This is a genomic window from Arthrobacter sp. 35W (assembly GCF_000482545.1).
Lineage (GTDB): Bacteria > Actinomycetota > Actinomycetes > Actinomycetales > Micrococcaceae > Specibacter.
Map to the genome: position 1 here is coordinate 220,746 of NZ_KI519454.1, position 15,893 is coordinate 236,638.

The window sequence follows — 15,893 nt, forward strand, 5'->3', positions numbered from 1 at the left end:
GCGGGACGGTCCGTTTAAGGCGTTAGATCCAGCTGGGCATCCACATGTGGTTCTTCCAGTCCTGGTAGCTGATCAGCTCGGCCGTCCAGATGGGGTAGAAGTAGGCACTGACCACCAGCACCAGCACCAGGAAGATGCCCACCCAGAGGATGCCCTGCTGCCGCCGCCACGGCGGATCGGTGCTCTTGCCCAGCACCAGCCCCAGCACCAGAACCACCGCCAGGATCAGGAAGGGCTCGTAGGCGATGGCGTAGAAGAAGAAGATGGTCCGGTTGGGGTAGAGCAGCCAGGGCAGGTAGCCTGCGGCGAAGCCGACCAGGATGGCACCGGCCCGCCAGTCACGGCGCAGGGCCCAGAAGCCAATGAGGAAGAGAATGGCTGCCGCGGCGGACCACCAGATGATCGGGTTGCCCACGGAGGAGACGACGGCGGCGCAGCTGTCCACTGTGCAGCCGCGCTCGCCGTTCTTGGGATAGTCCGTGTAGAAGGAGGTGGGCCGGCCCATGACAAACCAGGACCAGGCATTGGCCTTGTACGGGTGGTCCGAGCCGAGTCCGGTGTGGAAGTTGTACGCGGTGGAGTGGTAGTGCCACAGGGACCGCAGCGAGTCCGGGATCCAGGACCAGATGCCGCCGGGGTTGGTGGCGGCCCATTTGCGGTCGTAGCCATCGGAGGAGAGGAACCAGCCTGTCCAGGTGGCCAGGTACGTCGCGGCGGCCACCGGCACCAGGGAAACGAAGGCGAAGACGCCGTCCTTCACGGCCCCGGCTGCCATCCAGTGCCTGATGCCGGCGATCCGCCGGGCGCTCATGTCCCACAGGACGGTGAGGATGCCGAAGGCGGCCAGGAAGAACAGGCCGGACCACTTGGTGCCTATGCACAGGCCCAGGCAGACGCCGGCCACCAGCCGCCAGGGCCGCACGCCAAGCCACGGGCCGTACAGCAGCGCCTGGCGGCTGGGCACGCCGCCGGTGCTGCGCGCGGCCAGCGCCGAGAGCCGCACGGCCAGCCGCCGTCGTCCGTCGTCGCGGTCCATCAGCAGCGCGCCAAAGGCGGCCAGGGCCCAGAACATCACGAAGATGTCCAGCAGCGAGGTGCGGGATTGGACGATGGCGTGGCCGTCCACGGCGAAGAGCAGCCCGGCCATGGCACCGAGCAGCGTGGAACGGAACATCTTTTGGGCGATCAGGGCGATCAGCAGCACGGAGATGGTGCCCACCAGCGCCGCGGTGAAGCGCCAGCCGAAGGTGCTGGACGGGCCGAAGAGCCACATGCCGAAGGCGATCATCCACTTGCCCACGGGCGGGTGGACTACGTACTCAGCGGTGTTCTGGAGCGCGCTGAAGTCGCCGGTGACAAACTTCTCGTTCGCCTTTTCGCCCCAGTTGCGCTCGTAGCCACTCTGCAGATAGGAGTAGGCGTCCTTGACGTAGTAGGTCTCGTCGAACACCAGGGAGCCGGGCTGCCCCAGTCGGACAAAGCGCAGGACGCCGCCAATGGCCGCGGTGAGCAGCGGTGCCAGCCAAAACCACAGCCGCAGCGACGCCGGGGTGTCGCGCCAGCCCGTCCGCGGGCCGAGCAGGCGCAGCAACAGGGCGCTGCGGGCAAAGGCCGCCGCGGGGTCCTGGAGCCAGCGGGTGGCCGGGGCGCTCGATGGCGCAGGCGCATCGGCGGGGGCTGAGGAGTCGGTCACATTCTGGCTCACTCTGCCCATGCTACCCAGTCTGCGCAGCCCAGCCGTGCCCGGGATGCCCCGTGGCGCCACTACGCTTGGGGGATGGACAACGAGCAGCGGGTGGCGGCGGACGCAGAGAATCCAACGACGGACGGGACGGCCACGGACGAGTCGGAGGCCGAGTGGACCGGCGGCGGTTCCGAGGAGCCGTTTGAGCCCGAGGTCTACACCCCGGGCGCGGCAGCGGCGGCGTCGGGCACCGGTGGCTGCATCGTGCTGGCGGCAACACCCATTGGCAACATGGGCGATGCCACCGCACGTCTGATCGAATGGCTCGGCGCCGCGGATCTGGTGGCCGCCGAGGACACCCGGCGGCTGCACCGGCTGGTTACGGCGCTGGGCGTCACCATCACCGGCCGCGTGGTCAGCTACCACGAGCACAATGAGGCCACCCGGACGGCGGAGCTGCTGGAGCAGGTGAAGTCCGGCAAGACGCTGCTCATGGTGACCGACGCCGGCATGCCCGCCGTGTCCGATCCCGGCTACCGGCTGGTGGAGGCCGCCGTCGCCGCCGGCGTCCGCGTCACGGCAGCCCCCGGACCGTCGGCGGTGCTGACGGCCCTGGCGCTGTCCGGGCTGCCCACGGACAGGTTCTGCTTTGAGGGCTTCCTGCCGCGCAAATCGGGGGAGCGGGCCGGCCGATTGGCCGAGCTGGCCGGGGAACGCCGCACCATGGTGTTCTTCGAGGCCCCGCACCGGCTGGAGGTCATGCTGCGGGCGCTGGATGTGGCCTTCGGGCCGGAGCGCCGCGCCGCCGTGGCCCGCGAGCTGACCAAGACGTATGAAGAAGTGATCCGGGGCCCGCTGCGCGAGCTGCTGGAATGGGCCGAAGCAACGGAAATCCGCGGCGAGATTGCCATCGTGGTGGCCGGCGCCCCGGCCGCGGCGCCCTCGAAGCCCGAGGACCACGTGGCGGCCGTCAACGAGCTGGTCGGCCAGGGTGTGCGGCTGAAGGAGGCCGTGGCCCTCGTGGCCCAGGAGGTCCGCGTCAGCAAGCGCGAGCTCTACAGTGCGGTCCTCGCGGCACGCTGACGGACGCCGCCAGGCATGGCGGCCGCACGGGGCGGGGTAGTCTCCAGGCGCTGTACATCTGCACAGTACAAACCCGGTTCGGTAGTGCGTGCATGCGTAGACACTCCCGCAGAGCTGGAACTACCGTGAAGGCAGAACAACCGCCGCCCGTTCCATCAGTACAGCCCATCCATTTGAACGGGCGGCCCTGCCCCATGAAGGAGTCGACATGACCGTCACCACTGCCACCGAACTGCAGGAGCGCGAGCGCACCCTGCTGGCCAGCATTCCCACGGGGCTGCTGATCAACGGACAGTGGCGCCCGGCGGCCTCCGGCAAGACCTTCAATGTGGAGGACCCCTCCACCGGTGAAGTCCTGCTGGCGATCGCCGACGCCGGACCCGAGGACGGCGCCGCCGCTCTGGACGCCGCCGTCGCCGCCCAGGAATCCTGGGCCGCCACCGCCCCGCGCGTCCGCGGCGAGATCCTGCGCCGCGCCTTCGAGGCCGTCACCGCCCGTGCCGATGACTTCGCCCTGCTGATGACCCTGGAAATGGGCAAGCCGCTGGCCGAGGCCCGCGGCGAGGTCACCTACGGCGCCGAGTTCCTGCGCTGGTTCTCCGAGGAAGCCGTCCGCTCCTTCGGCCGCTACTCCAGCTCCCCGGAGGGCACCACCCGCCTGCTCGTGCAGAAGAAGCCGGTTGGCCCGTGCCTGCTCATCACGCCGTGGAACTTCCCGCTGGCCATGGCCACGCGCAAGATCGCCCCCGCCGTCGCCGCCGGCTGCACCATGGTGCTCAAGCCCGCCAACCTGACGCCGCTGACCAGCCAGCTCTTCGCCCAGATCATGATTGAGGCCGGGCTGCCCGCCGGCGTGCTCAACGTCGTCGCCACCACCTCCGCCGGCGCCGTGACGGGTCCGCTGATCCAGGACACCCGCCTGCGCAAGCTCTCCTTCACCGGCTCCACCCCGGTGGGCCGCCGCCTGCTGGCCGATGCCTCCACCAATGTGCTGCGCACCTCCATGGAGCTGGGCGGCAACGCTCCGTTCCTGGTCTTCGACGACGCCGATCTGGATGCCGCCGTCGAGGGCGCCATGGCCGCCAAGATGCGCAACATGGGCGAGGCCTGCACCGCAGCCAACCGCTTCATCGTGCACGAATCGGTGGCCGACGAGTTCGCCGCGAAGTTTGCCTCGAAGATGGCCGCCATGACCACCGGCCGCGGCACCGAGCCGGAGACCAAGGTTGGTCCGCTGATCGACGCCAAGAGCCGCGACAAGGTCCACTCGCTGGTGAGCGATGCGCTGGCCGACGGCGCCACCGCCGTCACCGGCGGCGGACCCGTGGACGGCCCGGGCTACTTCTACCAGCCCACCGTCCTGAAGGGTGTCGAGCCCGGCGCACGGATCCTCTCCGAGGAGATCTTCGGCCCGGTCGCTCCGATCGTGACCTTCAAGAATGAGGACGAGGCCGTGGCCCTGGCCAACGACACCGAGTACGGACTGGCCTCCTACGTGTTCACCAAGGACCTCAACCGCGGCCTGCGGATGGCAGAGCGCATCGAGGTTGGCATGATGGGCCTGAACGCCGGCGTCATCTCCAATGCCGCCGCTCCGTTTGGCGGTGTGAAGCAGTCCGGTCTGGGCCGCGAGGGCAGCCTGGAGGGCATCGAGGAGTACCAGTACACCCAGTACATCGGTCTGCCGTCCCCGCACACCATGTAGCACTCCGGCCGACGCCGACGTCGAATCCCGCCCGGGACGCAATTGTGGTTGCGTCCCCGGCGGGATTTTGCGTCCCCGGTGCAGAAACCTAGGGCCGCTGGCGCGCCGTGGGCCTGGGCAGGCGGGGGAGGCGGAGCCGGGTCCGGCTGAACAACGACGGCGGCAGCAGGGCCGCGCGCAGGCGCACCGGCAGGCTGGCCCGCCTGGCGCAGCCAGCCCGCACCGCCGCCAGCGCCGGTTCCAGGCCGGCGGGTGCATCCTCGGAGGGTGGGCCGTACTGGGCGCTTTCACAGGCGGCCAGCAGCGTGGCGACGGCGGTGGCCGCCGTTGCCGGCGACTCCGCCGGTGCGCGGCTGCCGGCACCGCCGTGGCTGCTGGAACCGCCGCCGGCACTGCCGCTGGCGGCGGCGAGCACCGGTGAGGCCAGCAGCCGGGCGGCCATGGTGCGGGGCGTGTCGCTGGGATCGATCCGGAACCCATAGTCGACGGCGGTGTCCACCAATTCCCGCCAGGCCAGCGCACCGGCGGAGCCGCCCGCCCCCGCACCGGGCCTGATCGCGGCCAGCCGGCGCCGCCTGATGGTGCGCCGCCACATCCAGGGGGAGGCGAGAAGGGCCAGCCCGGCCAACCCGCCGAGCACCGCCCCTGCCGAGGACCACAGATCCACGGTGCCGCCACCGGCCCCTGTGCCCGGCCCGGCCGGCGCCGAGGGGGACGCGGTGGCCGTTGAGGGCAGCGCCGCTCCGGGGTTCAGTGAATCGTCAGGGTTCAGCGGACCCGTGCCGGGGGCCGCGATGGGCTGTGCATAAGGGGGTACGGAGCCGCGGGAGGGCGTCGGTTCGAAGGGCACCCAGCCCAGCCCCTCGAAGTACAGTTCGGGCCACGCATGCGCGTTGTGGCCGTCCACCACGTACTGGTTCAACGCCACGCCGTCGACCATCACCTGCTTTCCGGTGGGCGTGCCCGGTGCGTAGCCCACGGCGATCCGCGAGGGAATCCCAGCCTCGCGGGCCATGAGGGCCATGGCGGCCGAGAAATGCACGCAATAGCCGCTCTTTACCTCCAGGAACTTGGCCACCACGTCCAGGCCGCTGCCGTCGTATCCCTCACGCAGCGGGGTCAGCTCGCTGTAGGTGAAGGCCGGTGAGCGCAGGTAGTCCTGCAGGGCCATCGCCTTGTCATAGGGGGTCGGCGCCGTCCCGGTGATGGCCAGGGCCGTCTCCTCGATCACGGGCGGAGTGTCCGCGGGGGTGGCCAGGAAGATCGGGTCCAGGGTGGGCCGGGGCGGGGTTGCGATGGTGGACAGCAGCTCCCGGCTGATCTGCGGCATGGTGGAGATGGCGGTGTAGTTCTGGCCCAGGGTGGTGGTGTCGAGGGCCTTCACCGTCATCGTGGCCGGATCCCAGGTCCACCGCCCGGACAGGCCCAGCACGCTTTCGGGGGCGTACGGCAGCGGCAGCCACGGGCTGGAGAAATCCGGCGAGTCGATCTGCGTGGTGGTGGTCAGCGTGGGCACGCCCGGGGCGCTGTCGAAGCGGTTGGTCATCCGGACCGGGCCCAGGCGGCGGGTGTCATCGCGCGGATCAGGCGCCCAGGTGCTGCCGGAGAAATCCTCCAGCGTGCTGGAGCGCAGGTACAGCGGGCTGAAGGAATCGGTGGCGTAGAAGAGCTGCCCGCCGCCCGTGGGGTTGCGCAGATCGTTGCCAAGGGTGATCAGCGGGTTCAGCCCGCTCACGGTGCCCCACGCGGACAGTTTGGCGCCCTGCGGGAAGAGGCCGGAGCTGAACCCCGGGATGACGGCGGGGACAATCAGCAGGGCCGCGACGGCGGCGGCGCCCAGGCCCACGGCCCGGCGCAGCTGGCTCGCAGGAGCCGCCGAGCCCGCCGCCCGCAGGACGCCGTGCGGGGCGTACCACTGGCAGCAGCCCAGCACCAGCAGGTAGCCGGCCGCGGCGCCGGCAAATCCGGCGGGGCCCACGCTGTCCGGCTTGAACAGGGCCGGGATGAACAGAACGCCCAGCAGGGCCACGCCGCTGATGGCCGGAAGGGCCAGCGAGACGGCCAGCAGATCCATCAGAATGGCCAGCAGTCCGAGCCCGGCGCAGCACAGCAGCAGCAGCCCGGGGTCCACGGGCAGCGGCACGGCGCCGCCCACGATCAGGTCCGAGGTCTCGCGGAGCAGGGGTTTGAGCGAGGCCAGCGTCCGCCCGCTGGGAATGATGCCCAGATACGCGGTGTCGGCAAAGAATTGGAAGACCAGCGACAGGCCCAGCACCACGAGGCCGAGCACCGGGACCAGCACCGCGGGCAGCCGCAGGCTTCGGCCCGCCGCCATCGAGGCGAGGACGACGGCGACTGTGGCGCCGGCGTTGGCCAGCCAGCCCCAGCCCAGCAGCACGCCGTTGATGGACAGTGCGGCGCCCATGATGGCGGTGAACATGGCTGCGGCGAGCGCCCAGGGCGCCGCGCCCAACCCCGCGGAGCGGAATCCACCCGGGCGGGATCCACCCGGGCGGGATCCACCCGGGCGGGATCCAGCCGGGCTCATGGCAGCGCCCCGGACGCTGCCGCGGAGCCCCTGTGCACTTCGGCGCCGTCGCCGCGGGCCAGCGGTTGGAACTCGTCAAGGCCGGCCCACACCTGTGCCAGCGGCGCCTTGGGCGGCACGGCCGTGGCATGCCAGCCCGCCCGGCGCAGGACCTCCAGCGCGGGCTTTTGCCGCTCGGGGTGCTCGCAGACGAGGATGGCGAAGGCGCCCTCGCCATGGCCGGCCACCGGGGCCAGGGCCGCGGCCTCGGCAGGGCCAAGCTGCCCCAGCAGGGCCACCACGGGGCCGCGCCGGGAGGTGGTGGCCAGCTTGTCCACCAACGCATCGCCGGGAAGGGCTGCCGCGCGCCCGGCTGCCGCACGCGGTGTGGAGAGCTCGACGGCGGCCAGCGAGGCCGCGATGGTGGCCAGCCCGGCCGATCCATCGAACAGTTCCTCATGCCGGGACGGGGCCGAACGCGAATGCAGGAACCCGGGCTGGGCAAAGAGGTCCAGAACCCGCACGGAGTAGCTGTGCTCCAGGAAGTGGGCGCTGATGGACATGGCGGCCACCACTGCCCATTCAAAGGCCTCGCTGGTGGCCAGCTCGGGGTGGGCCCCCTCATGTCCCGTGCCGAAGACGCCGGACAGCCCGCCGGTGAAGGCCGCCGCGCGCTGGTCCAGCAGCAGTGTGGCCTCGGGGGTGGTGACGGATTCCTCCTGCCGGACCATCAATTCCCCGTGGCGTGCCGTGGCCGGCCAGTGCACGCGGCGCAGCGGATCGCCGTGGCGGTACTGGCGGGTCATCACGTCGTCGTTGCTGGGGTTGGCCCGCTGCCGGGTGGCCTTCATTCCGTCCACGCCGCGCCCGCCCGTCAGCGAGGTGGGCGGCAGCGGCACGGCGGCCGGAGACACGGTGAGCAGCTGCCCGGCGTCGACGTCCTGGCGCAGCCGGGTGAGCACAAAGGGATCGGAGAATTCGGCGCTGGCCCCGCCGATGCGGAACTGGCCGCGCTGGGCGCACACCAGGTGGTACTCATAGCGGCTCGTCCCGCCAGTGGTTCCGCGGCTGGGGTACATGAACGACGGCGGTGCGCCGAAGCGGGCGGGCAGCCGCTCGCGCATCTCCACCCGCCCGCCACCGGCCCGGCTGCCGGAAACGATGAGCCCGACCGTCGCGGTGGCACCCGCCTCCACCACCTCGGGGGAGAAGGTGCGCTGCAGCGTGAACCCCGGCCGCAGCAGGCGCAGGCCCGCTCCTGCCAGCAGCGGCAGCAGCATCAGGAAGATGCCAACGGTCATCAGATCGCGCCGGCCCAGGGTCTGGGCGAACAGCAGCATCAGCAGCCCGGCACCCAGCATCGCCCACCCGCGGGGGCGGAAGAACCTGTGCGGCAGCCAGCTGGACACCGCTCTACCGCCGCCCGGCATCCGGGGCGACGGGCAGGGACGCCACCACCTCGGCGAGCACGCTGGCCGCCGTCGCCCCCGCCGCTGCCGCCCGGCGGTCCACGATGATCCTGTGGCCCAGGACGGGACCCACCAGGGTGCGGACGTCGTCGGGCAGCACGAAATCGCGGCCCTGAAGGGTGGCATGGGCCTTGGCCGCGCGCAGCAGCGACAGCAGCGCGCGCGGGCTGGCGCCCAGACGCAGGTGCCGGCTCTCCCTGGTGGCCCGGCCCAGCGCCACGGTGTACTCCTTCACGGCGGAGGAAACGTAGGTCGACTGCACCGTGGCAATCATGGCCGCCACCTCGGCCGCGGTGGCCACGGGGACCACGGCCTCCAGCGGGGAGGTCGACTGGTGCGTGGACAGCATGGCCAGCTCCGCGGCGGCGTCGGGGTAGCCCATGGAGATCCGGGCCATGAACCTGTCGCGCTGGGCCTCGGGCAGCGGGTAGGTGCCCTCCATCTCGATCGGGTTCTGGGTGGCGACCACCATGAAGGGCTCGCCGAGGTGGTGGGTGCTGCCATCGACGGTGACCTGGTGCTCCTCCATGCACTCCAGCAGGGCCGACTGGGTCTTGGCGGAGGCCCTGTTGATCTCATCGCCAATGACGATGTTGGCAAACACCGCGCCGGGGCGGAATTGGAAGGAGCCGGTGGCCTGGTTGTACATGGAGACGCCCGTGACGTCGGAGGGCAGCAGATCGGGGGTGAACTGGATGCGCGAGACGCTGCATTCAATGGTGCGGGCCAGCGTCTTGGCCAGCATCGTCTTGCCCACGCCGGGCACATCCTCCACCAGCAGGTGCCCCTGGGCCAGCAGCACCGTGAGGGCGAGGCGGGCGGCGTCGGCCTTGCCATCGATGACAGTGTTGATCGAGTCCAGAATGCGTCCACTGAGCTGGCCCAGGCGCTCGCGGGTCATCGACGACGCCGTCGCAGGTGCCCCCGCGGAGCCAACTCCCGTGGAGCCCACGGCCGCCTGCAGTCCGGCCTTCAACACTGTGCTGTCGTGTGGTTCCATCGTGGACCTTTCGCGCGGGGCGGACGGGCGGACCATGGGCACCGCGCCCCACGGCCAGCCGACTGGCTTTGTGATCCACGTTACTAGTTTTTGCCCCAGACCGTTGCACAAGCGTTGTACAGCGCTGGGTACAGTGGAGGACTATGCACAGCCACCAGATTCCCCGCCCGTACCAGCGCGAGGAATCGCCGCATTTCCCGCCGGCACCCGAGCCGCTGCCGGTGCCGGTGTACGACAACCACACACACTTCGACATGCCCTCCTCCGGGAGCGGCGTGGACGCTGTCGTGGCCCTGAAGGATGCGCTCGACGCCGCCGAGGCCGCCGGTGTTGCCGGGGCCGTCCAGGTGGGCTGCGATCTGCCCAGCTCCCGCTTTGCCGTGGCCGCCGTCGACGCCGATCCGCGACTGCTGGGCGCCGTGGCCATCCACCCCAACGACGCTCCGGAGCTGGCCGCGGCCGGGCTGCTGGAGGCGGCGCTGGAGGAGATCGATGCCCTGGCCGCGCACCCGCGCATCCGCGCCATCGGCGAAACGGGGCTGGACTATTTCCGCACCGGCGCCGAGGGGGTGGCGGACCAGCACTATTCCTTCCGCCGGCACATCGAGATCGCCAAATCGCGCTCGCTGGCACTGCAGATCCACGACCGGGACGCCCACGCGGATGTGGTGGCCACCCTGCATGCCGAGGGTGCACCGGAGCGCGTGGTGTTCCACTGCTTTTCCGGGGATGCGGAGCTGGCGAAGATCTGCAACGAGAACGGCTGGTACATGTCCTTTGCCGGGACCGTGACCTTCAAGAATGCGCAGAACCTGCGCGATGCCCTGGCCGTGGCGGATCCGGCGCTGCTGCTGGTGGAAACCGATGCCCCGTACCTGACGCCGCACCCCCACCGGGGGCGGCCGAATGCCAGCTATGTGATGCCCTACACGCTGCGGTCCATGGCGTCCCTACTGGGCCGTGATGTGGCGGATTTGGCCGTGCAGATCAACGCCAACACCCACGCCGTCTACGGCTCCTGGGGCTAGCCGGAAGCGCCCCTCTTGCGCTTTCCGATGGAGCATGCTTAGCGCATCCTGGAACCGCTTTCCAGCAGCCGCGCCGTTATCAAACCTTGTCCAAGTGATAACGATTGGGTTACGCTGGTAATTGTTAGCCGGGGTCGGGGAAGGCTCTTCGGATAATTTCACTGGCATGACCGCGCTGTTCCTGGAGGATTTTTCCACGGACTGCAGCGGCCTTGCCACGTGTGGCGGCGCACGTGCCGGCCCGCGCAAACCAGGTGCTTTTGCCCGGTCTGCACCGGTGCCCAACGCGCGCAATTCCCCGTGCCCGGATGCTTTAGTAGTTACGGGTTCAAGTGATTAACGTCTTCACAACGAATGGCAAGCTGAGTCTGGTCAAGGTTGGCACTCAGGCAGTGGTCCTGCTCGCATTGGTCCTCGGACTGGTCGCGTTCATCACGACCAACAAGTCGATCACCGTGATGGTGGATGGACAGGCAAACTCAGTACAAACATTCGGTGGCTCCGTCGGCGACGTCCTGGCACGGGCCAGCGTCGACCTCAAGCCCGCTGACCAGGTCAGCCCCGCGCTTGACGCCACAGTGGAGAACGGGACGGTCATCACCGTCAACACCTCCAAGCAGGTCCAGGTCAGCCTCGACGGCGCCCAGACCACAGTCCAGACGAACACCACCAAGGTGGGCGAGCTGATCAGCCAGATGGGCGTGGCGGCCAACGCCGTCGTCTCCGCCCCGATCGACATGACGCTGGCCAGCTCGGACGTCATCAACATCTCCACCCCCAAGAACGTCAAGATCCTTGCCGATGGCAAGAGCGTCGAGCTGACGACGACGGCCGCCACCGTGGGCAAGGTCCTCGCCGACGGCGGCGTGAACGCCGATGCCGACGATCTCGTCTCCCAGCCCCTCACGGCCACAGTGGTGGACAACATGGTCATCAAGGTCCTCCGCGTGACGGCCGGCGCCACCGACGTCGTCACGACGGCGGTGCCGTTCACCACCGAGCAGACCGTTGACCCGGCCCTGTTCAAGGATGAAAAGAAGACCACCAAGGTCGGCGTCGCCGGCAGCGTGGAGACCAGCTACACGCTGACCACCATTGACGGCCGCGAAGTCAGCCGCACGGAAACGGCCAAGAAGACCACCGCGGAGCCGGTTGCCGAGAAGGTCACCGTCGGCGCCAAGGAACGCCCCGCAACCCCGGCCGCCGCCAACACCGGTTCCACGCCCCCCGCCACGGCCAACGACGCCATGTGGGACAGGATCGCCGCGTGCGAGTCCGGTGGCAACTGGTCCATCAACACCGGCAACGGCTACTACGGCGGCCTGCAGTTCGACATCAACTCCTGGCTCGCCAATGGCGGCGCCACCTACGCGCCGCGTGCCGACCTCGCCACCCGCGAGCAGCAGATTGCCGTAGCGAACGCCTACTACGCCAAGGCCGGCCTGGGCCCGTGGGGCTGCGCCCACGCCGCCGGGTAGGAATTGTCGCTACGATTGCCTAGTGACTGAACCCCAACCCACCCCCACGCCCCAACCGCTTCTTGGTGCCACCGAAATCCGCCGGTTGGCCGAGGAGATCGGCGTGCGCCCCACCAAAACCCTGGGGCAGAACTTTGTCATCGACGGGAACACCATCCGGCGCATCGTCGCCGCGGCCAAGGTTGACCCGGAGGAGACGGTCCTGGAGGTGGGCCCCGGGCTGGGGTCGCTGACCCTGGGGCTGCTGGATGCCGCCAAGCGCGTGGTGGCCGTGGAGATCGATCCTGTGCTGGCGGCCAAGCTGCCCTCCACCATCGCGGCCTTCCGCCCGGACAAGGCGGCCAACCTCGACGTCGTGCTCTCCGATGCCATGCGCATCACCGAGCTCCCGGTGGTCCCCACCGCACTGGTGGCCAACCTGCCGTACAACGTGGCGGTGCCGGTGGTGCTGCACCTGCTGGAGCACTTCCCGTCCCTGCAGCACGGACTCGTCATGGTCCAGGACGAGGTGGCGGACCGCATGGCCGCCGGCCCCGGCTCCAAGACCTACGGCGTGCCCTCGGTGAAGGCCGCCTGGTACTCGCAGATGCGCAAGGCCGGCGTCATCGGCATGAACGTGTTCTGGCCGGCGCCGAAGATCTCCTCCGGCCTGGTCGGCTTCACCCGGCACGAGCCGCCGGTGACCCGGGCCAGCCGCGAAGAGGTGTTCGCCGTCATCGACGCCGCCTTCGCCCAGCGCCGCAAGACCCTCCGCGCCGCCCTGGCCGGCTGGGCCGGCGGCGCCGCCGAGGCCGAGCGCTGCCTGCGCGAGGCGGGGGTGGATCCCAGCGCCAGGGGCGAAGTGATCGACGTCGCCGCCTTCGCCCGGATTGCCGAAGCCAAGATCCCCCTGACGGTCTAGCTTGAACGCCATGAGCACCTCCGCCGGCGCCGGCGCGCGCACCGTCCGCGTCAAGGCGCCGGGCAAGATCAACGTCTCCTTCCGCGCCGGCCCGCTGCGGGAGGACGGCTACCATTCGGTGGCCAGCCTGTACCTTGCGGTGTCGCTGTACGAGGAAGTGGCGGCAACCTCCAAGCCCGGCACACCCAGCACGGACATCACCGTCAGCATCGGCTCCAGCAGCGTCCCCGGCCTGGCCGCCGGTGTGCCGCTGGATGAGCGCAACCTGGTGGTCAAGGCCGCCCGGCTGCTGGCCGAGGTCAGCGAGGATGCCTGCGGCGTCCATCTGGAAATCACCAAGCGCGTTCCGGTGGCCGGCGGCATGGGCGGCGGCTCGGCCGATGCCGCCGCAGCCCTGCTGGCCTGCGACGCGTTGTGGAGGAGCGGGCTCTCCCGCGAGGAATTGTCCCATCTGGCTGCCGAGCTCGGCGCGGACGTGCCCTTCGGCCTGTTGGGCGGAGCCGCCATCGGACTGGGCGTGGGGGATGAGCTGACACCGGCCCTGGCGCCCACCCCGCTGCACTGGGTGCTGGTGCAGTCCCCGCTGGGGCTGTCCACACCGCTGGTGTTTGGCGAGCTGGACAGGCTGCGGGCGCTCGACGGCGGCGAGCCGGCGACTCCGCGCGCGGTGGACGCTGCTGTGCTCAGTGCCCTGCGTGCCTCCGACGCCGAGGCCCTGGCCGCGGTGCTGGTCAACGACCTCCAGCCTGCCTCGATCTCACTGGTGCCGCAGCTTGCCGAGGTTTTGGCCGACGGCACCCGCTTCGGTGCGCTGGCCGGCGTCGTCTCCGGCTCCGGCCCCACGGTGGCCCTGCTCGCCGCCGACGAGGACCATGCCCTGGTCCTGGCGGAGCGGCTGGCCGATGCCGGGCACAATGCCCTTCCCGTGCACGGTCCGGTGCATGGGGCCAAGATCGTCTCCGACCTGCACCACTAGCGCCGCCCGCTGCACCTTCTGGGGACGCGCCGTCGTTCCCCGGCAGTACCTGCCAACCCGACTTGTCCTCTGATTCGAAAGTAGTTCACCGTGGCCCACCTCCTAGGCGGAGAAAACCTCTCCGTCGCCTTTGCAACCCGCACCGTCCTGGACGGGGTGACCCTGGGCCTGGAAGAGGGCGACAGGATCGGCATCGTCGGCCGCAACGGCGACGGCAAGTCCACGCTGATGCGCCTGCTCGCCGGGCGGCAGAGCGCCGATTCCGGCCGCGTCACCGTCCGCGGCGGCGTCCACGTGGGGTACCTGGACCAGTCCGATGTGCTCGATGCCGACCTGACCGTGGGCGAGGCCATTGTGGGCGACGCCGCCGACCACGAGTGGGCCTCCAACCCCAAAATCCGCGAGGTCATGGGCGGCCTGGTGGGCGAGGTGGATTGGCACGCCAATGTGCACTCGCTCTCCGGCGGCCAGAAGCGCCGCGTGGCCCTGGCCAAGCTGTTGATCGGCGACGACGACGTGATCATGCTTGATGAGCCCACCAACCACTTGGATGTGGAGGGCGTGGCCTGGCTGGCCCGGCACCTCAAGGCCCGCTGGCGCGCCAACGAGGGCGCCTTCGTGGTGGTCACCCACGACCGCTGGTTCCTCGATGAGGTCTGCAGCCGCACCTGGGAGGTCCACGATGCGATGGTGGACATGTTCGACGGCGGCTACGCGGCCTATGTGCTGGCCCGGGCCGAGCGCGACCGCTCCGCCGCCGTGATGGAAAGCAAGCGCACCCAGCTGGTCAAGAAGGAGCTCGCCTGGCTGCGCCGCGGCGCCCCGGCCCGCACCGCCAAGCCCAAGTTCCGCATCGAGGCGGCCAACGAGCTCATTGCCGACGTCCCCGAGCCGCGCGACACCGTCTCGCTGAGCAAGATGGCCACCGCCCGCCTGGGCAAGGACGTGCTGGATCTGGAAAACGTCTCCCTCGCCTACACGGCGGAGGACGGCAGCTCCAAGGAACTCTTCAACAACATCACCCTGCGCCTGGCACCGGGGGAACGGCTGGGCCTGGTGGGTGTCAACGGTGCCGGCAAGACCACCCTGCTGCGCCTGCTCAACGGCGAGATCGCTCCGACGTCGGGCAAGTACAAGAAGGGCACGACGGTCCAGACCGCCGTCCTGAGCCAGGAGGTCAAGGAGCTCGACGACGTCCTGGACCTGCGCGTGATCGAGGTCATCGAGCGCGAGAAGCGTTCCTTCGCCGTCGCCGGGCGCGAAATGACGGCCGGCCAGCTGGTGGAGCAGCTGGGCTTCACCAAGGACAAGCAGTGGACGATGGTCAAGGACCTCTCCGGCGGCGAGCGCCGGCGCCTGCAGCTGCTGCGCCTGCTGGTGGGGGAGCCGAATGTGCTGATGCTCGATGAGCCCACCAATGACCTGGACACCGACACCCTGGCCGCCGTCGAGGACGTCCTGGACGGCTGGCCCGGCACGCTCGTGGTGGTCAGCCACGACCGCTACCTGCTCGAGCGCGCCACGGACCACCAGATGGCCCTGCTGGGCGACGGCAAGCTCCGCGGCCTGCCGGGAGGCGTGGACCAATACCTGGAACTGCGCGAGGCCACCCTCTCCGGCCAGCCGTCCTCCGGCTCGCCGGCAGGGTCCCCGGCCGGATCCGCCGGCTCCTCGGCGGCATCGGGCCCCAGCGAGGCGCAGAAACGCGAGGCCCGCAAGGATCTGAACCGGATCGAGCGCCAGTTGGGCAAGATTGCCACGGCCGAGGCCAAGCTGCACTCGCAGATGGAGTCCAAGGTGGGGGACTACGAGGCCCTGGGCGAGCTCAACCGGAAGCTGGCCGATCTGGCGGGGGAGAAGGAGGAGCTCGAGCTGGAATGGCTCGAGGCCTCCGAAATCCTCGAATAGCCACGGCTGGGGAGCGAGGCCTCTTGACGCCTCCATGCGCAGCGGGGACGCACTTCCCCGTTGGGGACGCGTCCACATTTGCGTCCTTGGAGGGGAACGACGTCGTGACTTGGGGACGCGCCCGCCGCACCGGA

The 15,893-nt window shown here is 70.0% G+C and carries 11 protein-coding genes; 7 read left to right on the forward strand and 4 right to left on the reverse strand.

Annotation, left to right across the window (positions count from 1 at the left end):
* Positions 1-22: 22 nt before the first annotated feature.
* Positions 23-1,714: a phospholipid carrier-dependent glycosyltransferase gene (locus K254_RS0101045; RefSeq protein WP_026553826.1), complete on the reverse strand. Its 1,692-nt coding sequence runs from the start codon at positions 1,712-1,714 to the stop codon at positions 23-25.
* Positions 1,715-1,777: 63 nt separating this feature from the next.
* Between K254_RS0101045 and rsmI the strand changes: the two genes are divergently transcribed.
* Entirely contained in the window at positions 1,778-2,767 is a 990-nt protein-coding gene (rsmI, locus tag K254_RS0101050; protein WP_081709801.1) for a 16S rRNA (cytidine(1402)-2'-O)-methyltransferase, read from the forward strand.
* Positions 2,768-2,975: 208 nt separating this feature from the next.
* A complete protein-coding gene (locus K254_RS0101055; protein ID WP_026553828.1) occupies positions 2,976-4,472 on the forward strand; it encodes an NAD-dependent succinate-semialdehyde dehydrogenase in 1,497 nt (498 codons plus the stop codon).
* An 88-nt stretch (positions 4,473-4,560) separates the two neighbouring features.
* On the opposite strand, the gene K254_RS21090 is transcribed toward K254_RS0101055, so the two are convergent.
* From K254_RS21090 to K254_RS21095, 3 genes are read right to left on the reverse strand one after another with little or no spacing between them, the layout of a single operon-like run.
* Positions 4,561-7,020 (reverse strand): transglutaminase family protein, encoded by a 2,460-nt coding sequence (locus K254_RS21090; protein WP_155848409.1) that lies wholly within the window; start codon positions 7,018-7,020, stop codon positions 4,561-4,563.
* Positions 7,017-8,408, reverse strand: a complete 1,392-nt coding sequence (locus K254_RS0101065) for a DUF58 domain-containing protein (RefSeq protein ID WP_231391714.1) — start codon at positions 8,406-8,408, stop codon at positions 7,017-7,019. The genes K254_RS21090 and K254_RS0101065 overlap by 4 nt, the downstream gene beginning before the upstream one ends.
* Positions 8,409-8,412: 4 nt before the next feature.
* Positions 8,413-9,468 carry an AAA family ATPase gene (locus tag K254_RS21095; protein WP_081710042.1) on the reverse strand — a complete coding sequence of 352 codons (1,056 nt, stop codon included), beginning with the start codon at positions 9,466-9,468 and terminating at the stop codon, positions 8,413-8,415.
* 143 nt (positions 9,469-9,611) lie between these two features.
* Between K254_RS21095 and K254_RS0101075 the strand changes: the two genes are divergently transcribed.
* The 5 genes from K254_RS0101075 to K254_RS0101095 all read left to right on the forward strand — a co-directional run bounded on the left by K254_RS0101075 (position 9,612) and on the right by K254_RS0101095 (position 15,759).
* Entirely contained in the window at positions 9,612-10,496 is an 885-nt protein-coding gene (locus tag K254_RS0101075) for a TatD family hydrolase (protein WP_026553830.1), read from the forward strand.
* A gap of 332 nt (positions 10,497-10,828) precedes the next feature.
* Positions 10,829-11,974, forward strand: coding sequence for a resuscitation-promoting factor (locus K254_RS0101080; protein WP_026553831.1), 1,146 nt, complete (start codon positions 10,829-10,831; stop codon positions 11,972-11,974).
* Between the two features lie 22 nt (positions 11,975-11,996).
* Positions 11,997-12,875, forward strand: a complete 879-nt coding sequence (gene rsmA / locus K254_RS0101085; RefSeq protein WP_026553832.1) for a 16S rRNA (adenine(1518)-N(6)/adenine(1519)-N(6))-dimethyltransferase RsmA — start codon at positions 11,997-11,999, stop codon at positions 12,873-12,875.
* A gap of 10 nt (positions 12,876-12,885) precedes the next feature.
* Complete coding sequence (locus K254_RS0101090; RefSeq protein WP_026553833.1) at positions 12,886-13,851, forward strand: 4-(cytidine 5'-diphospho)-2-C-methyl-D-erythritol kinase; 966 nt, start codon at positions 12,886-12,888, stop codon at positions 13,849-13,851.
* 90 nt (positions 13,852-13,941) lie between these two features.
* A complete protein-coding gene (locus K254_RS0101095) occupies positions 13,942-15,759 on the forward strand; it encodes an ABC-F family ATP-binding cassette domain-containing protein (RefSeq protein WP_026553834.1) in 1,818 nt (605 codons plus the stop codon).
* Positions 15,760-15,893: the final 134 nt, after the last annotated feature.